Annotated in this window: 25 protein-coding genes; 16 read left to right on the top strand and 9 right to left on the bottom strand. The window is 70.4% G+C overall.

Going from position 1 to position 21,674, the window contains the following annotated elements:
* The first annotated feature begins 43 nt into the window (after positions 1–43).
* On the top strand, positions 44–610 hold the full coding sequence (locus ACZ63D_RS40830) for a TetR/AcrR family transcriptional regulator (RefSeq protein ID WP_465359697.1): 567 nt from the start codon (positions 44–46) through the stop codon (positions 608–610).
* Here the strand turns inward: ACZ63D_RS40830 and ACZ63D_RS40835 are convergent, their stop codons facing one another.
* Positions 611–1,366, bottom strand: a complete 756-nt coding sequence (locus ACZ63D_RS40835; protein ID WP_465359698.1) for an IclR family transcriptional regulator — start codon at positions 1,364–1,366, stop codon at positions 611–613. It lies immediately after the preceding gene.
* A 39-nt stretch (positions 1,367–1,405) separates the two neighbouring features.
* On the opposite strand from ACZ63D_RS40835, the gene ACZ63D_RS40840 reads away from it, so the two are divergent.
* Together ACZ63D_RS40840 and dmpG are read left to right on the top strand one after the other, a co-directional pair.
* Positions 1,406–2,308 (top strand): acetaldehyde dehydrogenase (acetylating), encoded by a 903-nt coding sequence (locus tag ACZ63D_RS40840; protein WP_465359699.1) that lies wholly within the window; start codon positions 1,406–1,408, stop codon positions 2,306–2,308.
* Complete coding sequence (gene dmpG / locus ACZ63D_RS40845; protein ID WP_465359700.1) at positions 2,305–3,330, top strand: 4-hydroxy-2-oxovalerate aldolase; 1,026 nt, start codon at positions 2,305–2,307, stop codon at positions 3,328–3,330. Before ACZ63D_RS40840 ends, dmpG begins: the two co-directional genes overlap by 4 nt.
* On the opposite strand, the gene ACZ63D_RS40850 is transcribed toward dmpG, so the two are convergent.
* Positions 3,324–3,929: a TetR/AcrR family transcriptional regulator gene (locus ACZ63D_RS40850; RefSeq protein WP_465359701.1), complete on the bottom strand. Its 606-nt coding sequence runs from the start codon at positions 3,927–3,929 to the stop codon at positions 3,324–3,326. The genes dmpG and ACZ63D_RS40850 overlap by 7 nt on opposite strands.
* A 91-nt stretch (positions 3,930–4,020) precedes the next feature.
* Here ACZ63D_RS40850 and ACZ63D_RS40855 point away from each other — a divergent pair, with 91 nt between their 5' ends.
* The 6 genes from ACZ63D_RS40855 (at position 4,021) to ACZ63D_RS40880 (ending at position 9,725) form a co-directional block, all read left to right on the top strand.
* On the top strand, positions 4,021–4,950 hold the full coding sequence (locus tag ACZ63D_RS40855) for an oxygenase MpaB family protein (protein ID WP_465359702.1): 930 nt from the start codon (positions 4,021–4,023) through the stop codon (positions 4,948–4,950).
* Between the two features lie 31 nt (positions 4,951–4,981).
* Entirely contained in the window at positions 4,982–6,007 is a 1,026-nt protein-coding gene (locus ACZ63D_RS40860; RefSeq protein WP_465359703.1) for an LLM class F420-dependent oxidoreductase, read from the top strand.
* Between the two features lie 191 nt (positions 6,008–6,198).
* Complete coding sequence (locus ACZ63D_RS40865; protein ID WP_465359704.1) at positions 6,199–6,339, top strand: hypothetical protein; 141 nt, start codon at positions 6,199–6,201, stop codon at positions 6,337–6,339.
* A 35-nt stretch (positions 6,340–6,374) separates the two neighbouring features.
* Positions 6,375–7,682 (top strand): MFS transporter, encoded by a 1,308-nt coding sequence (locus tag ACZ63D_RS40870; RefSeq protein ID WP_465359705.1) that lies wholly within the window; start codon positions 6,375–6,377, stop codon positions 7,680–7,682.
* Positions 7,679–9,094, top strand: coding sequence for a pyridoxal phosphate-dependent decarboxylase family protein (locus ACZ63D_RS40875; protein WP_465359706.1), 1,416 nt, complete (start codon positions 7,679–7,681; stop codon positions 9,092–9,094). The genes ACZ63D_RS40870 and ACZ63D_RS40875 overlap by 4 nt, the downstream gene beginning before the upstream one ends.
* Positions 9,095–9,176: 82 nt before the next feature.
* Positions 9,177–9,725: a hypothetical protein gene (locus tag ACZ63D_RS40880; RefSeq protein ID WP_465359707.1), complete on the top strand. Its 549-nt coding sequence runs from the start codon at positions 9,177–9,179 to the stop codon at positions 9,723–9,725.
* Positions 9,726–9,736: 11 nt separating this feature from the next.
* Here the strand turns inward: ACZ63D_RS40880 and ACZ63D_RS40885 are convergent, their stop codons facing one another.
* Both ACZ63D_RS40885 and ACZ63D_RS40890 read right to left on the bottom strand, forming a co-directional pair.
* Positions 9,737–10,471, bottom strand: coding sequence for a dienelactone hydrolase family protein (locus ACZ63D_RS40885; RefSeq protein WP_465359708.1), 735 nt, complete (start codon positions 10,469–10,471; stop codon positions 9,737–9,739).
* Positions 10,472–10,622: 151 nt separating this feature from the next.
* Entirely contained in the window at positions 10,623–12,311 is a 1,689-nt protein-coding gene (locus ACZ63D_RS40890) for an MFS transporter (protein WP_465359709.1), read from the bottom strand.
* Positions 12,312–12,450: 139 nt separating this feature from the next.
* On the opposite strand from ACZ63D_RS40890, the gene ACZ63D_RS40895 reads away from it, so the two are divergent.
* The gene (locus ACZ63D_RS40895; protein ID WP_465359710.1) at positions 12,451–13,515 is read left to right on the top strand and encodes a zinc-binding dehydrogenase; all 1,065 of its coding nucleotides are present in this window, start codon (positions 12,451–12,453) and stop codon (positions 13,513–13,515) included.
* Positions 13,516–13,528: 13 nt separating this feature from the next.
* Here the strand turns inward: ACZ63D_RS40895 and ACZ63D_RS40900 are convergent, their stop codons facing one another.
* Genes ACZ63D_RS40900 through mrf form a run of 4 tightly spaced genes read right to left on the bottom strand, consistent with a single transcriptional unit; the run spans position 13,529 to position 16,294 of the window.
* Complete coding sequence (locus tag ACZ63D_RS40900) at positions 13,529–14,638, bottom strand: GTP-binding protein (protein ID WP_465359711.1); 1,110 nt, start codon at positions 14,636–14,638, stop codon at positions 13,529–13,531.
* Positions 14,635–14,793, bottom strand: a complete 159-nt coding sequence (gene rpmF, locus ACZ63D_RS40905; protein ID WP_409180170.1) for a 50S ribosomal protein L32 — start codon at positions 14,791–14,793, stop codon at positions 14,635–14,637. The genes ACZ63D_RS40900 and rpmF overlap by 4 nt, the downstream gene beginning before the upstream one ends.
* Positions 14,793–15,056 (bottom strand): type B 50S ribosomal protein L31, encoded by a 264-nt coding sequence (locus ACZ63D_RS40910; RefSeq protein ID WP_465359712.1) that lies wholly within the window; start codon positions 15,054–15,056, stop codon positions 14,793–14,795. Before ACZ63D_RS40910 ends, rpmF begins: the two co-directional genes overlap by 1 nt.
* Positions 15,053–16,294, bottom strand: a complete 1,242-nt coding sequence (gene mrf / locus ACZ63D_RS40915) for a ribosome hibernation factor-recruiting GTPase MRF (protein ID WP_465359713.1) — start codon at positions 16,292–16,294, stop codon at positions 15,053–15,055. Before mrf ends, ACZ63D_RS40910 begins: the two co-directional genes overlap by 4 nt.
* 78 nt (positions 16,295–16,372) lie before the next feature.
* Between mrf and rpmB the strand changes: the two genes are divergently transcribed.
* The 6 genes from rpmB (at position 16,373) to ACZ63D_RS40945 (ending at position 20,369) form a co-directional block, all read left to right on the top strand.
* Positions 16,373–16,609, top strand: coding sequence for a 50S ribosomal protein L28 (rpmB, locus tag ACZ63D_RS40920; protein WP_465359714.1), 237 nt, complete (start codon positions 16,373–16,375; stop codon positions 16,607–16,609).
* Positions 16,610–16,777, top strand: a complete 168-nt coding sequence (gene rpmG / locus ACZ63D_RS40925; protein ID WP_465359715.1) for a 50S ribosomal protein L33 — start codon at positions 16,610–16,612, stop codon at positions 16,775–16,777.
* The gene (rpsN, locus tag ACZ63D_RS40930; protein WP_465359716.1) at positions 16,777–17,082 is read left to right on the top strand and encodes a 30S ribosomal protein S14; all 306 of its coding nucleotides are present in this window, start codon (positions 16,777–16,779) and stop codon (positions 17,080–17,082) included. Before rpmG ends, rpsN begins: the two co-directional genes overlap by 1 nt.
* Complete coding sequence (gene rpsR / locus ACZ63D_RS40935; RefSeq protein ID WP_465359717.1) at positions 17,079–17,324, top strand: 30S ribosomal protein S18; 246 nt, start codon at positions 17,079–17,081, stop codon at positions 17,322–17,324. Before rpsN ends, rpsR begins: the two co-directional genes overlap by 4 nt.
* A gap of 94 nt (positions 17,325–17,418) precedes the next feature.
* Entirely contained in the window at positions 17,419–18,480 is a 1,062-nt protein-coding gene (locus ACZ63D_RS40940) for an AAA family ATPase (RefSeq protein ID WP_465359718.1), read from the top strand.
* Positions 18,477–20,369: a vWA domain-containing protein gene (locus ACZ63D_RS40945; protein WP_465359719.1), complete on the top strand. Its 1,893-nt coding sequence runs from the start codon at positions 18,477–18,479 to the stop codon at positions 20,367–20,369. Before ACZ63D_RS40940 ends, ACZ63D_RS40945 begins: the two co-directional genes overlap by 4 nt.
* 84 nt (positions 20,370–20,453) lie before the next feature.
* On the opposite strand, the gene ACZ63D_RS40950 is transcribed toward ACZ63D_RS40945, so the two are convergent.
* A complete protein-coding gene (locus ACZ63D_RS40950; RefSeq protein ID WP_465359720.1) occupies positions 20,454–21,596 on the bottom strand; it encodes an HAF repeat-containing protein in 1,143 nt (380 codons plus the stop codon).
* Between the last annotated feature and the right edge of the window lie 78 nt (positions 21,597–21,674).

Raw genomic sequence — 21,674 nt, forward strand, 5'->3', positions numbered from 1 at the left:
CTTCGCCGTTGCAGCTCTCTTTTCCAATGGATAAACTGCGGGAGTGAGCCTGTCAAGCACGGAACCCCCCGGCGACGCCCGCGAACGGCTGCTGGCCCGGCTCCTCGACGCCTTCGACGGGACCCTTCCCTCTCCGGACGTGTCCCTGCGGGAGGTCGCCGCGCGGGCCGACACCAGCCATGCCCTGCTGCGGTACCACTTCGGGTCGCTGCCCGGGGTCTTGGCGGCGATGCTCAAGGCGCAGCGGGCCCGCGACAACGAGGTTCTTTTCGAGACGGCGAAGCAGGGCACCTTCCACGACTTCGTCGTGGCGATTTGGCGGACCTACACTCGTCCGGAGCAACTGTCACGGGTCCGCGGGTTCTTTCACGTCGCGGGGCTGGCGGCGTACCGGCCGGAGGACTTTCGCGAATTAGTCGATTCGCTGGACGACCTGACGACCATGCTGGCCTCGCTAGCGGAACGCGAAGGGCGCGGTGCCAAGGAAGCGCGGACCATGGCGACCGTCGCCGTCGCCGCGATCCGCGGTCTGTTGCTTCAGGAAGTGCTCACTCCGGAGGGGCATTCGGAGGACGCGGTCGCGTTGCTCCTGCGGCTGAGCAAGGGCTGATCAGGTCTCGGAAACCGTCCGGGACAAGGCCAGCGCCACTGTCCGCACCGCGGGCGCGACTCGCTCGGTCCGCATCCGCGTCGCCCATCCCGAGATCGACACCGCGGCCACCGCGAGCCCGTTCGCGTCCACGAGCGGACTCGCCGCGCACACCACGCCGACCCCGGATTCTTCGCGCTCGAAGGCGATTCCGTCCTCGCGGATCCGCGCCAGCTGACGCCGCAGCAACCCGGGCGCGGTGATCGTCCGCGGACTGACCCGGGGCAGCCCGGCCTCGATCACGCGGTCCACGACGTCGTCGGGGGAGCAGGCCAGAATCGCCTTGCCGACGCCGGTCGCGTGCGCCGGGAACCGGCCGCCGGTGCGCGACGGCAGATCCGGCGCGTCCGGTCCGCGCAGCACGTCCAGGTACACCACCTCGGTGCCTTCCAGGACCGCGAGGTGCACGGTGTTCCGCGTGGCCTCCCGCAGGTCCGCCAGGTACGGCCGCGCCGCTTCCACCAGGCCGCGGCGGCGCACCGCGAGCTGGCCGATCTCGAACAGCCGCAGCCCGAGCCGGACCGAGGTGCCGTCGCGTTCCAGCAGGCCGGTGTCGGCCAGATGCCCGGCGAGCCGGTGCACGGTCGTCTTCGCCAGCCCGGTCCGCCGCGCCAGTTCGGAGACGCCCAGCGCGTCGTCGCCGGGGCGGAAGGCTTCCAGCACGGCGGCGACCCGAGCGGTCACGAGCCCGTCGCCGTTCCGTCCAGTGGTACGCATGGGTTGAGTGTGCCCCATCCCGGCGAGCACCGTGGCCGCATGGCGGAACGCAAGGTGACGGCCGCGATCGTCGGCCCCGGCAACATCGGCACGGACCTGCTGGCAAAACTCCAGCGCAGCGAGCACGTGGAAGTGCGCTACATGGTGGGCGTCGACCCGGCGTCGGACGGGCTCGCCCGCGCGGCGAAGCTCGGCCTCGAAACGTCCGCCGAGGGCGTGGACTGGCTGCTATCGCGCGCGGAACTGCCGCAGTTGGTCTTCGAATCCACTTCGGCGAAAGCGCACAAAGCCAACGCGCCGCGGTACGCCGAGGCCGGGATCCGCGCGATCGACCTGACGCCCGCCGCGGTCGGGCCGCTCACCTGCCCGGCGGTGAATCCGCCCGATCAGCTGACCGACCGCAACGTCAACATGATCACCTGCGGCGGCCAGGCGACCATCCCGATCGTGCACGCGGTTTCGCGGGTGACTCCGGTGTCCTACGCGGAGATCGTCGCGTCGGTGTCGTCGCGGTCGGCCGGTCCCGGCACGCGCGCGAACATCGACGAGTTCACCGAAACCACCGCGCACGCGATCGAGAAGGTCGGCGGCGCGGGCAAGGGCCGCGCGATCATCATCATCAACCCGATGGACCCGCCGATGATCATGCGGGACACGGTGTTCTGCGCGGTCGACCCGGACGCCGACTTCGACGCGATCAGCGAATCCGTGCACCGCATGGTGAAAGACGTCCAGCAGTACGTGCCGGGCTACACGCTCAAGGCCGATCCGCAGTTCGACCCGCCGCGGCCGGACTGGAGCGGCAAGGCCCGCGTGGGCGTCTTCCTGGAAGTCGCGGGCAACGGCGACTACCTGCCCAAGTACGCGGGCAACCTCGACATCATGACCGCCGCCGCCGCGCGCGTCGGCGATCTCTTCGCCGCTCAGGAGGTGGCCGCGTGAACAACACCGACGTCCGGCTGGTCGACACCACTCTGCGCGACGGCAGCCACGCAATGGCGCACCAGTTCACCGAAAAGCAGGTGCGCGACACTGTCCGCGCGCTCGACGACGCGGGCATCTCGCTGATCGAGGTGACCCACGGCGACGGCCTCGGCGGCTCCACCTTCAACTACGGATTTTCCTTGGTGGACGAGCGAAAGCTCATCGCCGCCGCAGTTGACGAAGCGAACCAGGCCAAGATCGCCGTGCTCCTTCTGCCCGGCCTCGGCACCGTCACCGACCTGCGCGCGGCGGCCGACCTCGGCGCGGGCGCGGTGCGGATCGCGACGCACTGCACCGAGGCCGACGTGTCCATCCAGCACTTCGGCGCGGCTCGCGAGCTCGGTCTCGAAACCGTCGGATTCCTGATGCTGGCGCACATGTCGTCGCCGGAGGACTTGGCGAAGCAGGCCCGGATCATGGCAGACGCGGGCTGCCAATGCGTGTACGTCGTGGACTCCGCGGGCGCGTTGATCCTGGACGACGCCTCTGAACGCGTCGAAGCGCTCGTCGCGGAACTCGGCGACGACGCGCAGGTCGGCTACCACGGGCACCAGAACCTCAGCTTCGGCGTCGCCAACTCGGTGCTCGCCTACCGCGCGGGAGCCCGGCAGATCGACGGTTCGCTCGCCGCTCTCGGCGCTGGCGCGGGCAACTCGCCGACGGAAGTCCTCGCGGCGACTTTCGAACGGCTCGGCGTCAAAACCGGGGTGGACAAAGACGTTCTGATGGAAGCCGCGGAAAACGTGGTCAAGAAGTACCTGACCCGGCTGCCGGTGATGGACCGGTCTTCGATCATCCAGGGCTACGCCGGGGTGTACTCCAGCTTCCTGCTGCACGCCGAACGCGCCGCCGAGCGTTACGGCGTCCCAGCGCACGAAATCCTCTACAAGGTCGGCGAAGAACGCTACGTCGGCGGCCAGGAGGACATGATCATCGACATCGCGCTGCGGTTGCGCGACGAGCGGGCAGCCGCTCAGTGAGCGCCCGGGTCGAAAGCGTCCGCGCCGAGCACGAGCTGCACGCAGTGCTCGACGAGACGCTCGCGGCTCACCTTCAGCGTGCCGTCGAGATAAGCGATGAACACGTTGCTGAGCGCGCCGACGAGACCGATCGCCACGAGTTGGCGGCTGGTTTCGTCGCCGCGCGACAGCTGTTCGCCCACCAGAGCGGTGAACGCCGGGAGGAGGTGCAGGCCGCGACTGGTCAGGGCCGGATCGGTCAGCGGCGCGAGCAGCAGCACGCGGCCCTTGCGCGGGTCGTCCACCATCAGCTCCACGAACGCGGTGACGGCGCGTTCGGCGCGGCGGCTCGGCTCGGCCTCGCCGGAAACCGCCTCGGCCAGCGCTTGCCTCGCCTGGTCCCCGACGTCCTCGTAGACAGCGGCGACGAGGCTTTCCCGGTCGGCGAAGTTCTCGTAGAAGTACCGCTCGGTCAGCTTCGCCGACCGGCACACCGCGCGGACGCTCACCGCCGCGCCGCCCTGCGCGCCGAGCAGGTCCAGCCCGGCGGCCAGCAGCTGCGCACGGCGCTGGGCCTTGCGGTCGTCCAGCGTCGTGCCCGCCCACGTGCGGCCCGGCATACCCGCTCCCGTCCAGAGTTGACTACGGTTGTTGTCACATTTTAACCTGACAACAGCTGTAGTCACTTCGCCGACCCGCCAAGGAGCCGCGATGAGCAGGGACGCCCCGGAGCCGCTGGGACCGGACTCGCTGACCTGGAAGTACTTCGGCGACTGGCGCGGATTGCTGATCGCGCTGTGGGCCGGGTCGATGCAGAACATGCACCCGGGGCTCGGCGCGGGCGTCGAGGAGCACTCCAAGTTCTTCGAAGAACGCTGGCAGCGGCTTTTCCGTTCGCTGTACCCGATCGGCGGCGTGGTCTACGACGGCCCGCTCGCGCACCGCACGGCGCTGGAAGTGCGCGGCTACCACGACCGGATCAAGGGCGTGGACAAGAAAGGCCGCCGCTACCACGCGCTCGACCCGGACACGTATTACTGGGCGCATTCGACGTTCTTCGTCAGCACCATCCTGATCGCCGACAATTTCATGGGCGGAATCGGCGAAGAGGAAAAACGCACGCTGTTCGACGAACACGTGCGCTGGTGGCGGATGTACGACATGACGATGCGCCCGGTGCCGGAATCGTGGGAGGACTTCCAGCGGTACTGGAAGCACATGTGCGCGGAAGTGCTGGAAGACAACAAGGCCACCCGCGACGTGCTCGACCTCCGCGGCCTCGCGAAGCCGCCGTTCCTGCCGTGGCTGCCGGATCCGCTGTGGAAACCGGTCGCGAAGCTCGTCGCGAAACAGTTCGTGTGGCTGACCGTCGGCTTGTACGACCCGGAAGTGCGCGATCTGCTCGGCTTCCGCTGGACCGAACGGGACGCCCGCCGGCACCGCCGCGTCGGCAAGCTGATCAACGCCGTGTTCTCGCTGCTTCCGCACGACCGCCGCTACCATCCGCGGGCACGGGCGGGCTGGCGGCGCGCCCGCGGCGAACTGGCCCCGGGGACGCCGCCGGTCGAAACCCCGCGCCGCAATCTTCCCCCGCTCGCCGAGCGCGGGAAACCGGAGCACTACTCGCCGGACGTGCCGTGAGCCGCGCGGACGCGGAGATCAGGAGGGCTTGATGAAGCTGGGCTTTCACCTCGGGTATTGGGGGAGCGGGCCGATCCCGGGCGCGCAGGAATCCGTGCTCGAAGCCGAACGGCTCGGGTTCGACTCGGTGTGGTCGGCCGAGGCGTACGGGTCGGACGCGTTCACGCCGCTGGCCTGGGTCGGCGCGGCGACCAGCCGGATCAAACTCGGCACCAACATCGTCCAGATGTCCGCGCGCACCCCGACCGCCACGGCGATGAGCGCGCTGACCATGGACCACCTGTCCGGCGGCCGGTTCGTGCTCGGGCTGGGCGCGTCCGGGCCGCAGGTGGTGGAAGGCTGGTACGGCCAGCCGTATCCGAAGCCGCTGGCGCGCACCCGCGAGTACGTCGAGATCGTGCGCAAGGTGCTGGCCCGCGAAGAACCGGTGACGATCGACGGGCAGTTCTTCCAGTTGCCGCTGAAAGGCGGGACCGGACTGGGCAAACCGCTCAAGCCGACCGTGCATCCGCTGCGCGCCGACCTGCCGATCTACCTCGCCGCCGAAGGCCCCAAGAACGTCGCGCTGGCCGCGGAGATCTGCGACGGCTGGCTGCCGCTGTTCTTCTCGCCCAAGTCGGACGCCTTCTACCGGTCCGCGCTGGAGGAAGGATTCGCCCGCCCGGGCGCGCGCCGGAGCCTCGCCGATTTCGAGGTCGCCGCGTCGGTGCCGGTGATCGTGCACGACGACGTCGAGGAGGCGGCGAGCTTCATCAAACCCGCGCTGGCGCTGTACATCGGCGGAATGGGCGCGAAGAGCGTGAACTTCCACCACGACGTCTTCGCCCGGCTCGGCTACGCGGACGTCGCGGACAAGGTGCAGGAGCTTTACCTGGCGGGGCGCAAGGAAGAAGCGGTCAAGGAGATTCCGACTTCGCTGGTCGAGGACACTTCGCTGATCGGACCGGCGGAGAAGATCCGCGAGGAACTGGCGGCTTGGGAAGCCACGGTGGTGACGACTTTGCTGCTGCGCGGGGACGCGGGTTCGTTGGCCAGGGCGGCTAAAGCGCTGTCCTGATCCTTCTCGAAGAGTCTTCGCGGAGGGCGGCGGCACCGCAGGCTGCTCGGTGGAAGCCGAGGATGCCGCGCGGGCGGCGAAGTACCGGGGCACGGTCGCGACGCTGCCGCACGTGACCAGCGTCGAGAGCCGATACCGGACGCACGTCGGCATGGGGCGAGGCAGCGAAAGCACTGTCTGGAAAGCGAAGCGTGAGCGTCTCGTGTGCGGCGAATCCGCCGAGCCCCGGCATCGCCGCGCACGAGGGCGTAGTCGGCCCGGTACGGCCAGTGCATCACGACGGTGGCACGATTCCTCCCGACCACTACCCGGAACCGGCGAAGATCCATTAGGCATGCGTTCGTCGTTCCGCCCTCGAGGAGGACCTTTGGCGTCGCTGTCCCGCCGCACGAGATTCCGCTACTCGCTCGGCTCCTTCGTCACCGGCGGGTTCGGCACCGTGCCGGGGCTGCTCCTGCTGCCGTACCTCACCGACACGATGGCGGTGCCCGCCGCGGCGGCCGGGGTGATCGTGTTCGTGCCCAAGGCGTGGGACGTGGTCTTCAACCCGGTCGCCGGCCGGCTGTCCGACGCCGACCTCGCGCGCACCGGCAGCAGGCGGCGGTTCCTGCTGCGCGGTGGGATCGGCGTCGCGATCCTCTTCTTCGCGCTGTTCGCGCATCCCGGCTTCGGCACGCCGGTGTGGGACGCGACGTACGTCGTGGTGATGTTCTTCCTGTGCGCCACCGCGTACGCGTTCTTCCAGGTGCCGTTCAACGCGCTTCCGGCCGAGCTGACCGATTCCGCCGAGGAACGCACGAAACTCACCAGCGTCCGGATCGGCGTGCTGGCGGTCGCGGTGCTGGTGTCCGGCGGCGGCGCCCCGGCGATCACCGACCTGCTGCCCGGCGTGGCCGGATACCGGGTGATGGGCCTGGTGATGGCGGTGATCATTTTGGCCGCCACGCTCGGCGTCTACTTCGGCCTGAAGGGCGCGCCGGTCGGCTCGCTGCGGCCGAACACTGTGCGGCTCAAGGAATTGGCGCGCACCATCGCGCGCTGGCGGTCGTTCCGGTGGCTGCTGGGTGTCTACTTCATCCAGGCGCTCGGCATCGGGACCGTGCTGGCCGCGATCCCGTACTTCGCGCAGCACGTGCTGGGCGACCCGAGCTACCGCACCTACCTGTTCGTCGGGTTCGTCGGGCCGGCGCTGGTCACCATGCCGGTGTGGCCGCGGCTGGGCGCGCGCTGGGGCAAGCTGGCCGGGTTCCGGGTGGCCACGACGTCGTTCTTCGTCGGCCTGGTCGCGATGTACTTCGCCGACCGGCTCCCGTTCGCCGCGACGCTGGTGTTCGTCGCGCTCGCCGGCGTCGGCTACGCGGGCATTTCGGTGTTCCCGCTGGCGATCCTGCCGGACCTGATCAGCGCGGAGGAGGAGCGGACCGGCGAGACCCGGGCGGGTGTCACGGCCGGGGTGTGGACCGCGTCCGAGACCCTCGGGCTCGCGCTCGGGCCAGGGCTGTTCGGGCTGGTGCTGCAGGCCGGGAGCTACGTGTCGAGCACTGGCACGACCGCTGTCCCGCAGCCGCCGTCGGCGATCACCGCGATCGTGCTCGGCGCTTCGGTGCTGCCCGCCGTGCTGATCGCGCTCGGCATCCCGCTGCTGCGCCGTTCGGTGCTGGAGCCGCGGCCGTGAACGACGTCCTGGCGCGGCTGCGCGAACTCCGCTCCGGCGACCTGCCGACGCACGGCGGCCGCACGCTGGCCTACGTGTACGACAGCGGACTGTCCGAAGTGGACGAAATCGCCGCCGCCGCGCACGCGCTGGCCAGTTCGGCCAACGGACTCGACCCGACCGCATTCCCCAGCCTGCTGCGGATGGAGAACGACCTGGTCGCCCGCGCGGCCGGACTGCTCGGCGGCACGCCGGACACCGTCGGCACGGTGACGTCCGGCGGCACCGAATCGTGCCTGCTGGCAGTCCTCGCCGCCCGCGACGCACGACCGGACATCGCGGCGCCCTCGGTCGTGCTCCCGGAAACCGCGCACGCGGCGTTCCACAAGGCCGCGCACCTGTTCGGCGTGCGGAAGATCGTGGTGCCGGTCGATCCGGACACCTTCCGCGCGGACCCGGCGGCGATGACCGCGGCGATCGACGACTCGACCGTGCTGGTCGTGGCGAGCGCGCCTTCGTACGCGCACGGCGTGGTCGATCCGATCGAGGAGATCGCCGCCGCGGCTTCGGCCCGCAGGGTGCGCATGCACGTCGACGCGTGCATCGGCGGCTGGGTGCTTCCGTACTTCGCGAAACTCGGCGTGGACCTGCCTCCGTTCGACTTTCGCGTTCCGGGAGTCACCAGCATCTCGGTCGACCTGCACAAATACGCCTACTGCGCCAAAGGCGTCTCGGTGCTGCTGCACGCTTCCGCGGAACTCCGGCGGACGCATTTCTTCGCGAGCGCGGCCTGGCCCGGGTACACGATGCTCAACCCCACCCTGCAGAGCACCCGCTCCGGAGGTCCGCTCGCCGCCGCGTGGGCCGTCGTGCACCACCTCGGCGAGGACGGCTACCGGAAACTGGCCTCGCGCGCCCGGGAAGCGGTGGAGCGCATTCGTGCCGGGGTGGCTTCGATTCCGGGCTTGCGGGTGCTGGGCGACCCGGTGTCGACGCTGGTCGCGTTCACCGGCTCGGACGGTTTCGATCTCTTCACCGTCGCCGACGAGATGAAGGCGCGCGGCTGGTACGTCCAGCCGCAGTTCGCGCACGGGGCTTCTCCGCTGAACCTGCACCTCACCGTCACCGCCGCGAACCACGGCAGCGAACCCGAATTCCTGGCCGATCTGGCGGCTTCCGTCGAGGCGGCGCGCGCGGAAGGCCCGGTGCGGGTCGATCCGGACGTCGCCGCGTTCGTGGCCGCGCTGGACCCGGAAACGCTGACGCCCGAACAGTTCGGCGGCCTGCTCGCGGCGGCGGGCCTGACCGGCGGCGACGGGCTGCCGGAGCGGATGGCGCCGATCAACGCTTTGCTGGCCGCCGCACCGGAACCGTTGCGGGAGCGGCTGCTCGTGGAGTTCCTGGGGGCGCTGTACACGCCGTCTCCGGAGTAGCGCAACCGAACGGCCGGCGGGCCGTCTACGGATCATGGGGAGCGCTGCGGAAAATCGAAAACCGCGTTTGGCGTCGGCCGTCGTGGTTTTCTTGCTGGGCTGGCTTGTCGTCGCGGTGGTGAATTACTTCGCGCTGTATTTCAGCTGGGTAATGCCGGTCTCGGTCGCCCTGGGCGGAGCGTGGCTGATCGCCGCGGCGGCGACCGCGCTCAGCGCCTGGCTGCTGTGGCGGCGGCTGCGCTGGGCTGGTTTGGCCGGATGCGCGGCCGTCACCGCGGCGTTGGCTTTGCTGGTCGTCGGCACCGACTGGACGCACTTCTACGCCAAGACCTGGTACGCGACGCACCGGTCGGACTTCGCCGACGCGCTGCGCGTGATCGGCGAGAGAGACCAGCGCACGGGGTTGCCCGAGTTCGTGGCGAGAATCGACACCAATCGCGACCAGCCGGTGTGGTTCGTCGCTTTCTGGTACGGATCTCCGGCCTGTGCCGCGGGGTACGCCCACTTCGACCGGCCGCCCGAGCGGTACCTCCCCGGCCGTCCAGTCGACGCGAACGACCACTTGGAGGCCGGGGGCTGCACCGTCCATCCAACCGTCGAGGCAGGCGACGGTTGGTGGTGGGTCGAATAGCGGCCTGAGCCTCAACCGTCGCCGAGAGTGCGCTCCAGGAGCGGCAGCAACCGGTCCCAGTGGCGGCGCAGCCCGGCGGGATCGAAGGTGTCGGTGTCGGCCATGGTGAAACCGTGCACCGTGCCGGGGTAGATCTCCGAGGTGTAGCTGACTCCTGCGGCGTCGAGTGCCTGGTTGAGTTCGCCCAGGGCCTCCGGGGTCAGATCGGATCCGGCATGCCCGAAGTGGGCTTGCGCGGCGAGCCGGGAGAAGGCGTCCGGCCCGGCCGCGCCCACCGGCGCGTGGAATCCGGCGACCGCTGCCACCCGGTCCGGATGCGCCGCGGCGGTGCGGACCGCGAAAAGGCCGCCGATGCAGTAGCCGGTCACCCCGACCGGTCCAGTGCTGACTTCGGGCTGTGCGGTCAGGAATTCGAGATAAGCACCGGCGTCGCGCAGGACCAGCTCAGGGGTGTGCGCTTCGATCATCGGCAGCACGCGAGCGAAAAGCCCGGGACGCTCGTCCGCCCCGATGAACTCGGGAAGGTCGAGCACCGGCGCGGGGCCGTGCCGGTAGAAGTAGTGGGGCACGAGCACGTAATAGCCGTGTCCGGCCAGTTCGCGGGCCATCTCCCGGATTACCGGCCGGATGCCGAAGCCGTCGGCGTACATCAGCACGCCGGGGTGTTGCCTGCCGTCTCCGGGGAACGCGGCGAAGGCGTCGGCGATTCCGTCGGCGGTCGGGATCCGCAAAGTCTTGTCGGGCATGAAATTCTCCTGTCGTCGTTGAGGTGCCTGTGGTCACGACGAAGGAGGCGGAGCCCGCGCGGCGCTCAGAAGAGCACCGGGTAGCCGATCCGTGAGTGGCGCGAAGCCGTCCCGGTAGTCATCGTTGATCAACCTACCCCATCGGACTGACCTACTCCTGGTGGAAGTACCGCTTCCCCCGTGCCGCCGACGCCAGCGCGGCCACCAGCGCCATCGCCGCGGCCGCGACGAATACCGTGACCAGTCCGTCGTGGAACGGGCCGGAGATGAGGTCCGGGAAGAATTCCTTGCCGGTCAGCGCCGCCGAATCGGCGGGGGAGAGCTGGGCGAGCACGCCCGGCCCGACCAGATGCGCGACCGGATTGCTGCCCAGGAACGCGGCGAAGAGCGTGCTCACCGGCGGCAGCTGGGCGATGTGCGCGGCGACGTCCGCCGGGACGCCGTGCGCTCGCAGCCCGCCGGTGAGCGTCGCGGGCAGCGAACCGGCCAGCCCGGCGATCATCAGCGAGAAGAACACGCCGATGGACAGCGACGTCCCGGAATTCTGGAACGTCGAGCGCATCCCGGACGCGACGCCGCGCTGGCTGTCCGGCACGCTGCTCATGATCGCCGAGGTGTTGGGCGCGGAGAACATGCCCTGCCCGATCCCGCTCAGCAGGAGCAGCAGTGCGAACGCGGGATAGCTGAAATCCACTGGAAGCGCGAGCAGCCCGAGGAAGGCCCCGGCGACCAGCAGCAGCCCGCCGGTCGAGAACAGCCGCGCGCCGAAGCGGTCGGAGAGGAATCCGGACACCGGGCCGGCGATCAGGAACCCGGCGGTGAGCGGAAGCAGGTAGATCCCGGCCCACAGCGGGGTTTGCTCGTAGTCGTAGCCGTGCAGCGGAAGCCAGATCCCCTGCAGCCAGATGATGAGCATGAACTGCATCCCGCCGCGCGCGATCGCGGTGAGCAGCGCGGCGAGGTTCCCGGCGGTGAACGCGCGGACGCGGAACAGCGAAAGCTGGAACATCGGCGCCGGCACCCGGGTTTCGATCACGCAGAACCCGGCCAGCAGCACGATCCCGGCGCCGAGCCCGCCGAGCACCCACGGATTGCCCCAGCCGGTCGCCGCGCCGCCGTAAGGCTGGATGCCGTAGGTGATCGAGGCGAGGACGACCGCGGTGCCGAGGGCGAAGGTGATGTTGCCGCCCCAGTCGATCCGCGACCGTTGCGGACGGCTGATCTCCCGAAGGCTGCGAATCGACCAGACCGTGCCGAAAACGCCGAACGGCACGCTCACCCAGAACACCGCGCGCCAGTCGAGTTCGGCCAGCAGACCGCCCGCGACCAGCCCGAGGAACTGCCCGGCCAGCGCGGTGATCTGGTTGACGCCCAACGCCATTCCGCGTTGTTCGCGCGGGAAGGCGTCGGTGAGGATCGCCGCGGAGTTCGCGGTGAGCATCGCGCCGCCGACGGCCTGCACCACCCGCCAGCCGATCAGCCACAGCGCCCCGCCGCCCGCGTGGAACGGATCGAACGACAAGGCTACCGAGGCGACGCTGAACACCACGAACCCGACGTTGTACATCCGGACGCGGCCGAACATGTCGCCCAGCCGCCCGAGCGTCACCACCAGGACCGCGGACACCAGCAGGTAGCCGAGGATCATCCACAGCAGATAGCCGATGTTGGCCGGGGCCAGCGGGTCCAAACCGATGCCGCGGAAGATCGCGGGCAGCGAGATGATCACGATCGACCCGTCCAGCGCCGACATCAGCACGCCGAGCGTGGTGTTGGAGAGGGCGACCCATTTGTAGCGCCCGCTGTGCCGCGTCGAGGTTTCGCTCGTCCGGTCCGCCACGATCGACAGCCTAGACTGATAAACCTAGCCTGTTCAACTCGTGCGAAACGGGTATCCCGGACGAACCATCCTGGTAGCGGCGCACTCCTGGTTGCCGTCTCCCTTTCCCGCGACGCTGGAACGGAAGAAGGAGGATTCGGTGAAAGCTGCTGTGCTCAAGGAGTTCGGGCGCCCGTTGGCGGTCGAGGACGTCGAGGCGCCGGTGCCGGGCACCGGGGAGGTGGTCGTGGACGTCGTCGCGGCGCCCGTGCTGCACTACACCGCGGAGGTGGTCAGCGGAGCGCGGCGGTACTCGCTGGACCTGCCGGCGATCCTGGGCACCGGCGCGGTCGGCCGGGTGCGCTCGGTCGGGCCGGACGCGACGAAGCTCCGGCCGGGCGACTGGGTCCGCTGCGATCCGACGGTCCGCTCCCGCGACGACGCGGTGACGCCGGACGTCGTCCTGCAGGGCTTGACCGCGCGCGGCGACGGGGGATTGGCCTTGCAGCGCCACTTCCGGCACGGCGGGTTCGCCGAGCAGATCATGGTCCCGACCGAGAACGCGGCTCCGCTGAGCGAGATCGACGAAGCGGACGCCGGCCGGTGGGCCGCGCTCGGGATTTGCCTGGTGCCCTACGGCGGTCTGCTCGACGGCGGACTACAGCCGGGGGAGACGGTACTGGTCAGCGGTGCGACCGGCACGTACGGCGGCGCGGCGGTGGCCGTGGCGCTCGCGATGGGCGCGGGCCGGGTGATCGCGCCGGGCCGGAACCGAGCCGCGCTGGCCGATCTGGAGCGGCGCTTCGGCGACCGAGTCCGGACAGTCGTGGTGTGCGGCAAGGAAGACGAGGACCGGGCGGCCATGCTGTCGGTGGCAGGGCCGGTCGATCTGGTGCTGGATCTGCTGCCGCCGTCCGCTTCGGCAGCTTCCGTGCGCGCGGCCGCGATGACCGTGCGGGAGTTCGGCCGCGTGGTGCTGATGGGCGGGGTCGGGAACGAGCTGGCGTTGCCGTATCCATGGCTGATGCTGAACAGCGTGACGGTGCGGGGGCGGTGGATGTATCCGCGCGACGCGGTGCCGAGGCTGATCGCGCTGGCCCGGTGCGGGCTGCTGGACCTGGGCCAGTTCGAAGTGGACGAATTCGCGCTGTCCGCGGTCGGCGAAGCGGTGGAGCACGCGGCTGAGGTGGGCGGGCGGTTCCGGCTCACGGTGCTGCGGCCGTGAGCCGGAACCGTCCTTAATGGACGTGGACCGGTTCCCATTTGGGGAACGGGTCTTGGCTGGCGAGGGAATCGGATAGGCAGCTTTCGAGCGCGTCGAGCAATGCGGCGTGCTCAAGCCCGACGCCGATGAACACCAGCTCCTGGCGGGGTTCATCGGCGACCCCTTGCGGTTCGAACCGGGCGACGCTGCCCGCCTGCGACCACAGGCCGAGCGTGCCCGGACGGGTGCTGAGGCTGAAAAACCCCTTCGACCGCAGCACGGTGCCGAACTCGCCGGAGTCCAGCCGCGACGTCACGAACTCCCACAGCCGCACCGGATCGAACGCGCGCGCGGAGCGGAACACGACGCTGGAAATGCCGTACTCCTCGGTTTCCGGCACGTGGTCGCCGTTCAGCTCCGCCACCCAGCCCGGCGCTTGCTGCGCGCGTTCGGCGTCGTAGCGGCCGGTGCCGAAGACCCGCTCCAGCGGCACCCGGCCGAACTCGGCGGACACGACGTCGGCGGCCGGGTTGAGCCGGCGCAGCGAGGCGAGCAGCCGGTCCTTTTCGGACGGTGTGACCAGGTCGGTTTTGTTCAGCAGCAGCACATCGGCGAACTCGACCTGGTCCATCAGCAGGTCGCTGACCGTCCGCTCGTCGCCGTCGTACTGGTCCAGCCGGCGCTCGGCCAGGCTGTCGCCCCGGGCGAGTTCCCGGGCGAAGTTCGCCGCGTCCACCACGGTGACCATGGTGTCCAGCCGCGCCGACGACAGCACCGGGGAGCCGTCGCCGGCGGGGAAGGAGAACGTCGCGGCCACCGGCATCGGCTCGGAGATCCCGCTCGATTCGATGAGCAGATGGTCGAACCGGCCGTCCTCGCAGAGCCGGGCGATCTCGTCGAGCAGATCCTCGCGCAAGGTGCAGCAAATGCACCCGTTGGTCATTTCGACCAGCCGTTCCTCGGTCCGCGACACGCTGTCCCGCACGAGCGCGGCGTCGATGTTGACCTCGCTCATGTCGTTCACGATCACCGCGACGCGCAGGCCCTCGCGGTTGGCCAGGATCCGGTTGAGCAGCGTGGTTTTCCCGGCTCCGAGGAATCCGGAAAGGACAGTGACCGGAACTGAGCTGACCGGGACGCTCACTTTTCGAGCCGCTGGAAGTGCTTGATCAGCTTGCGCGGCACCAGTTTCCGCTCGCCGTCCACCACGATCGGCACCAGATCCGGCGCCGCGGCCTTCCACTGCGAGCGCCGGGACCGGGTGTTGCTGCGCGACATCTTCCTCTTCGGGACGGCCATCAGCGCGCACCCCCGCTCCGGCGCTGCCCGTAGCGGCGGTGGAACTTCTCGACCTGGCCCGCCGAGTCGAGGATCCGCTGGGTGCCGGTCCAGAACGGATGCGACCACGCGCTGATATCCACCACCACGAGCGGGTAGGTGTTCCCGTCGGACCATGCGATGGTCCGGTCGGAGGTGGCGGTGGAGCGGGTCAGGAACGCGTCGCCGGTCGACGAGTCCTTGAAGACCACCGGGTGGTAGTCGGGGTGGATGCCGGGTTTCACAGGGTTTCGTCCTTCTGGTTGGCGGCGCTGGCGTGCCGGTCGGGTTCTTCGGTTTCTTCGCAGGGGTCCTCGTGCCAGTTCCCGAACGGGTCGGGGTACTCGCGCCAGGCCGCTTCGCCCTCGGCGAGTTCGGCGTCGGTGAGCAAAGCGGCTCGCAACGCGCTCTCGATCTCCGCGGGCGCGGCCTGATCGGTGACGATCACCAGCTCTTGGGCGCGGTCGCCGTGCACCGGGTCCCAGCGCAGCGAGGCGAGCGTGCGGCGTTCGGGGGAGACGTCGGCCCAGTCCGGCCCGTCCGGCGAGGCGAGCCACGGCCCGGCGTGCCCGATGCCGAGCCCGCCGCCCGCCGATTCGATCCAGAACGCGACGTCCGGCTGGCTCGCCACCCAGGCCCGGCCACGCGTGCGGACCACGCCGTCGAGCAACAGGTCGATGGCCTCGTGCAGTCGCTCCGGATGGAACGGGCGCTGCGCGGTGAACCGCAGCAGCTCGATGCCGCAGTCCGGGTGCAGCGGCGGCGCGCCGCGCAGCAACGCGCCATGCAGGTCAGTTACCTCGCCGCGGCGGGCGTCGGCCGGGATCGCGGCGAACAGCCCGGCGGCGTCGGTGCGCGCCAGCTCGACGCGCGGCACGGACGGCGCGACCCGGTCCAGCACGGCTGAGGATTTGGCCGCGCACCAGGCGTCGGGCGCCGCTCCGGCGAGCACGAGCACGTCCGCGGATTCCACTTGGGACAGTGCCACCTGCGCGACCGTCCGCTCGTCTTCCGGGCTGCCCCGCAGGCCGCGCTCGGCGAGCAGGTCGTCGCCGGTGACGTCGGCGAGCCAGGTCGCGCAGTCCAGCACGGTGAACACCGCTTCGAGGTCGACGTCGTCGCTCACCGGGCGGTCGCCGACCAGGACGTTGCGGATCGCCCAGCTCACCGGCTCCGGCTCCATCGCCTCGTCCAGCCGCACCACGATGCGGTCCACCTGCGGCATCCGGGCCAGCCGGCGCAGCAGCGGCAGCAGGTCCTCGCGCAGCGTGCAGTTGACGCAGCCGTGCGCGAGTTCGAGCGGCGTCAGCTCGTCGCGGCCGCGGAACCGGATCCGGCGGCGGACGACGCCGGATCCGATGTCGCGCAGATCGTGGTGGACGACGGCGGTGCCGGGGCTCGCGCGGAGCAGGAGCGAGGCGAGGGCGTCGGTGCGGGCGATCCCGCTGCAGAGCACGAGCGGGACACGCGGACGTGGGGGCACTGGATCTCCAGACGACGGGGCGGGGTACGGTGTCGAGCGTAGTTGAACATGAATGTCACTATCAACTTGGGAGGGTCCGTGTCAGCCGTGTGCCAGGTCACCGGCCGCAAGCCGGGCTACGGCAAGCAGGTCTCGCATTCGCACCGCCGCACGTCGCGGCGCTGGGAGCCGAACCTGCAGACGCGCCGCTACTACGTGCCGAGCCTCGGCCGCACCGTGCGGCTCAAGGTGTCGGCGAAGGGCATGAAAACAATCGACAAACGCGGGATCGACGCGGTGGTCGCCGATCTCGCGGCGAAGGGAGTGAAGCTCTAGATGGCGAAAAGCACCGACATCCGGCCGATCATCAAACTGCGGTCCACCGCGGGCACCGGCTACACGTATGTCACCAAGAAGAACCGCCGGAACGACCCGGACCGGATGGTGCTGCGCAAATACGACCCGGTGGCGCGCAGGCACGTCGAATTCAAGGAAGAACGCTGATGGCGAAAAAGTCGAAAATCGCGAAGAACGAGCAGCGGAAGGTGATCGCCGCGCGGTACGTGGAACGCCGCCGTGCGCTCAAAGCGGTGATCGCGTCGCCGTCCGCCTCGCCTGAGGACAAGGCGGACGCGGTCGTCGCGCTGCAACGGATGCCGCGCGACGCCAGCCGCACGCGAATCCGCAACCGCGACGCCGCCGACGGCCGTCCGCGCGGCTACCTGCGGAAGTTCGGGCTGTCCCGGGTGCGCATGCGGCAGCTGGCGCACAACGGGGAACTGCCCGGCGTTTCGAAGTCGAGCTGGTGAGCGCGATGCCGAAACCGGACCGCGCGCCGCGCCGCCGCCCGAACCCCTTCCACGCGGCCGGGATCACCGGGGTGGACTGGAAAGACGTCGATCTGCTGCGGAAATTCATCTCCGACCGCGGCAAGATCCGGTCCCGCCGGGTCACCGGATTGACGCCGCAGCAACAGAAACAGGTGGCGACCGCGATCAAGAACGCCCGGGAGATGGCGCTGCTGCCGTACCCGAGCGCGGCGCGGAGCTGAAAAACCGGATGCGGGCAGCTGGCCCGGCGCGCGACCATAACGGCACGAAACGGGCACCGCACCAGGATGTCCCGACACCGGAGAGGTCCACGTTGTGCACGCTCAGCTGACCGTCACGCCCGCCCAGCTGCCCGACATCCTGCTCGCCACCGCCGTCGTCCGGCCGGTTTTCCTCTGGGGCGCACCCGGAATCGGGAAGTCGTCGCTGGTCCGGGACTTCGCGGCGGCGCTCGGCCTCGAGTGCGTTTCGCTGCTCGGCACCCAGCTCGCGCCCGAGGATCTGATCGGCGTGCCGCAGATCGCCGACGGCCGCAGCCGGTTCTGCCCGCCCGAGCAGATCGCCCGCGACGAGCCGTACTGCCTGTTCCTCGACGAGCTGAACGCCGCCTCGCCGGACGTGCAGAAGGCGTTCTACTCGCTGATCCTCGACCGCCGGATCGGCTCCTACGAACTGCCGCCCGGCTCGGTGGTGATCGGCGCCGGAAACCGCGCCACTGACCAGGCACTGGCCCGGCCGATGGCGTCAGCGCTGGTGAACCGGCTGGTCCACCTGCACCTGCGCGCGTCGGCGGCCGACTGGCTCGCCTGGGCGGCGGGCAACGACATCCACCCGGCGGTGGTCGAGTACCTGACCCAGCGTCCGGACCACCTGTGGAGCCAGCCGCCGAAGACCGAGGAACCGTTCTCCACGCCGCGGTCCTGGCACATGCTGTCCGACCTGCTGCACTCGGCAGGCGACCCGCTCGACGACGAGACGGTCGGGCTGCTCGCCTACGCCACGCTCACCCCGCAGCACGCGGGTGCGTTCCGGTCTTATCTCAAGGTCGCCCGGCACGCCTACGATCTGGAAGCGATCCTCAAGGGCGACGCGCGCTGGCCCGCCGAGCCGGACGAGCGCGACCTGCTCTACTTCCTCGCCGAGACGTTCCGCGTCCGGCTGGCCCGCGATCTTCCCGCGGACAAGCGGCACGCGTCGGCGGCGGTGCGGCAGTTCGCGTTCCGCGCGAAGAGCCTGCTGGTCGAACTGGCGGAGATCTCGCTGGAGATGGCGCAGCTGGTGATCGCGGACGACGAGGCGGGCAACCCGCGCCTGCCGTCCTGGTTCCTGGTCGAAGCCGCGCGCGACCTGCCGCGGCTGGTGGCGGCCCGGGCATGAGCGGGGCCCACACCGAGGCGCGGCTTCGCGAACGCCGCGCCAAGGCGATCGAGGCGGGCTGGGCGCTGGTCCGCGCGAACACCGTCCTGGACCATCTTTCCCGGGGCGCGAGCCTGGACCGGCTCAGCCTGCCCGGCAAGGAAAGCTGGGCAGTCGTCTCCGATCGCGGGGTGCTCACCCCCAACCGCGCCCGCGACGCCGAGCCCGCCGAATGGGCGTGGGTGTTCGCGCATCTGCTGCTGCACCTCGGCCTCGGCCACCTGGACGAAGGGCAGCTCGCCGAAGCGGACGCCATCACCGCCGACCGGAGCGTGGACGCGAGCTACAGCGCGGCGTGCTGCGTCGCGGTGCACCGGTTCGCGGAGGCGGTGCGGGTCGGGACGCCGCTGACGCTCCTGCCCGAACTTCCCGGCACGGACGAGCTTTCCCTCGCCCGCGCCTGGCGCGAGACCGGCGTGCCGGAAGTCTTCCGCTCGCTCGGCACCGGCGGCGACCGGCCGTGCCTGGCGCTCGCCGAACCGCTGAACCGGTGGGAGGTCCAGCACTACGGGAAGCCCGATCGCTGGACTGAGCGCTTCGCACGTGGCTTGATCGCCTCGGCCACCGAGGCGATGGAGCAGGCCGCCGAGGCACGCGGCCAGGTCCGGCTCGCGCGGCATCCGGGGGAGTGGGACCGCGCGCTGGGCTGGTTCGCGTCGTCGTTCCCGCTGCTCGGCGCGGTGGCCGCCGGGTTCACCCTGGTCGTCGATCCCGAGGTGGTCCGGGCCTGGGACATCTCGGTCGCGGCGGTCGACGCCGAGCACGGCGAGATCTACGTCAACCCGAACGCCGCGCTGACCGCCGAGGAATGGCGGTTCGTGCTCGCCCACGAAATGCTGCACGCCGCGCTCCGGCACGACCGCCGCGCGCTCGGCCGCGACCCGTACCTGTGGAACGTCGCGTGCGACTACGTGATCAACGGCTGGCTGGTCGCCCTCGGCGTCGGCGAGCTGCCGAGCGACGGCCTGCACGATCCGCAGCTCGCCGCGCTGTCCGCGGAATCGGTGTACGACACGCTGACGACTGACCTCCGCCGTGCCCGGAAGCTGCGCACGCTGGGCGGCCGTGAAGCGGGCGACGTTTTGGGAGACTGGCTGTCCGAACCGGAAGCCGCTGCCCGCCGCTCCTCGCGCCGCGCGGAACCGAAGCCGCTGCCGTGGCGCGACGGAGACCGGACCGGCGGCGTCGATCTGGACGAGTTCTATCGCCGCGCGCTCAGCCAGGGTTTGGTCTACCACCACGCACAAGGCCGCGGCCTCGTGCCGCTCGGGCTGGAACAGGAGATCCGCGCGCTGGACCACCCGCCGTTGCCGTGGGACGCGCAGCTGGCGCAGTGGTTCGACGAGCACGTCCGGACCGAGCAGCCGGTGCGCAGCTTCGCGCGGGCGTCGCGCCGCCAGTCGGCGACGCCGGACATCCCGCGCCCGGGCCGCGTCTGGCCGGAGCGGCTGGAGTTCCGCGCGACCTTCGGCGTCGTGCTGGACACGTCCGGCTCGATGAACGCGGAACTGCTGGGCAAAGCGCTCGGCGCGATCGCCTCGTACGCGCGGGCCCGCGACGTCCCGGCCGCCCGGGTGGTGTTCTGCGACGCGGCCGCCTACGACGCTGGATACCTTGCGGTGGAAGACATCGCGGGCCGGGTGAAGGTCCGCGGCCGCGGCGGCACCCGGCTGCAGCCCGGCGTCGACCTGCTGCGCCGCGCCCCGGACTTCCCGGCGGACGGCCCGATCCTGATCATCACCGACGCCCAGTGCGATCACGTCCGGCCGTCGCGGGAACACGCTTTCCTGGTTCCGCGCGGAGCTCGGCTGCCGTTCGTGCCGCGCGGTCCGGTTTTCCGCGTGGAATGACGCTGCGGCAAGGGAAATCCGGGACGGCCGCGGTCAGGAACGCACGGCTGGGCGGACGCGAGACCCGCCCAGCCGCATCCGGTGCTAGTGGAGTTTCCAAGCCACCGCGTGCAATTTGTACCCCGTGGTGTCCGCGTTTCCGACGAGATAGCCGCTGTCGGTAATCCACTCCGCCTTGCTGTAACTGCCGCCAGGCAAGAGTCCGAACCGAGCGATGTTCCCGTTCGCGTACCAAACGGTCGCGCGGTTCTGCGAAGCTCCCACCGCGTTGCCGTTCGAGTCGACCCCCGCGACGTCGCCGTCGATGACGTCGATGTTGCCGTCGGGATCCCAGAGCACCGAATCCCGGTCCGGCGGATAGAGATAACCGCTGCCGGTCACGTACCCGGTGGGGCCGACCTGGGCGAGCCAGCTCGGGTGGGGGCTCGGCCAGTCCAGGCGGCGCAGCATCCCGTTCCGGTCCCAGGTCACCGGAGCGGAGGTCCCGTTCTGGACGTCCGTCAGATGCCCGGCGATCATGCCGTCGCGGTTCATCGTGGTACTCCCGCTCGCCCACGCCGACGGGGCCAGGTCGGTGATCGGCCCGCCGTTCACCCAGCGCACCGAATGAGCCTTCGTGGGGTTGGTGTCCAGGCCGGAAATGATCGTGCCGTCGGCGGAGATGCCGGTGGCGACGCACCACGTGTCGCCGGGCAGCGTGCCGAGGTCGGTGACGCGGCCGTCCGGGTCCCAGCGGAACGGGTGTTCCTGGTCGCCCGGCGTCAGCCATTCCCCGACGACGACGCCGGTGTCGCTGATCTTCTCGCCCATCGCGTTGTGGTAGCCGGGCGGGAGCGGCATCAAGGTCGCGTGGCCCGCGGCGTCCCAGCGCGCCGGAATGGCGACGGTCGGTGTCAGCACATAACCCGCGGCGACGCCGCGGCTGTTGACGGCTCGTGCCTGCCCCTGCGTCGCACCCGGCGTGGGCAGCGCCGTCGGATGCCCGGCGGCGTCCCAGCGAACCGGGTGGTCGAGGCGCGGGTCGCGGCCCGCCGAGGACGTGCCGACGGTCACTCCGGACTCGTTGACCGCCAGCGCCAGGCTCTGGTCGTCCCCGGGCAGCGGAGCGAGATCGATCGGCGCGGCCGGGTCGGCCTGCGCGGTTCCGGCGGTCGCGGCGGCGAACACGAGCAGCGCCGCCGCCACCGCGCCCGCGCGTCTTCGCCTGGTCGCACTGGTCCTGGTCATGATGCCTCCCCATGCGTTCCGGTGTGTGCCCAGCAGTCGCTCCCGGACGCGCCGGTGGTTACGCCCGAATCGCGGATT

Source organism: Amycolatopsis sp. NPDC104775, assembly GCF_055583325.1.

Coding starts and splice junctions, on each gene's coding strand:
- ACZ63D_RS40850 (WP_465359701.1), bottom strand. CDS start 3,929: ATGCCGGGCCGCACGTGGGCGGGCACGACGCTGGACGACCGCAAGGCC.
- rpmG (WP_465359715.1), top strand. CDS start 16,610: ATGGCGAAAAGCACCGACATCCGGCCGATCATCAAACTGCGGTCCACC.
- ACZ63D_RS40950 (WP_465359720.1), bottom strand. CDS start 21,596: ATGACCAGGACCAGTGCGACCAGGCGAAGACGCGCGGGCGCGGTGGCG.
- ACZ63D_RS40860 (WP_465359703.1), top strand. CDS start 4,982: ATGAAGCTGGGCTTTCACCTCGGGTATTGGGGGAGCGGGCCGATCCCG.
- rpsN (WP_465359716.1), top strand. CDS start 16,777: ATGGCGAAAAAGTCGAAAATCGCGAAGAACGAGCAGCGGAAGGTGATC.
- ACZ63D_RS40885 (WP_465359708.1), bottom strand. CDS start 10,471: ATGCCCGACAAGACTTTGCGGATCCCGACCGCCGACGGAATCGCCGAC.
- ACZ63D_RS40840 (WP_465359699.1), top strand. CDS start 1,406: ATGGCGGAACGCAAGGTGACGGCCGCGATCGTCGGCCCCGGCAACATC.
- ACZ63D_RS40855 (WP_465359702.1), top strand. CDS start 4,021: ATGAGCAGGGACGCCCCGGAGCCGCTGGGACCGGACTCGCTGACCTGG.
- ACZ63D_RS40945 (WP_465359719.1), top strand. CDS start 18,477: ATGAGCGGGGCCCACACCGAGGCGCGGCTTCGCGAACGCCGCGCCAAG.
- rpmF (WP_409180170.1), bottom strand. CDS start 14,793: ATGGCCGTCCCGAAGAGGAAGATGTCGCGCAGCAACACCCGGTCCCGG.
- ACZ63D_RS40835 (WP_465359698.1), bottom strand. CDS start 1,366: ATGCGTACCACTGGACGGAACGGCGACGGGCTCGTGACCGCTCGGGTC.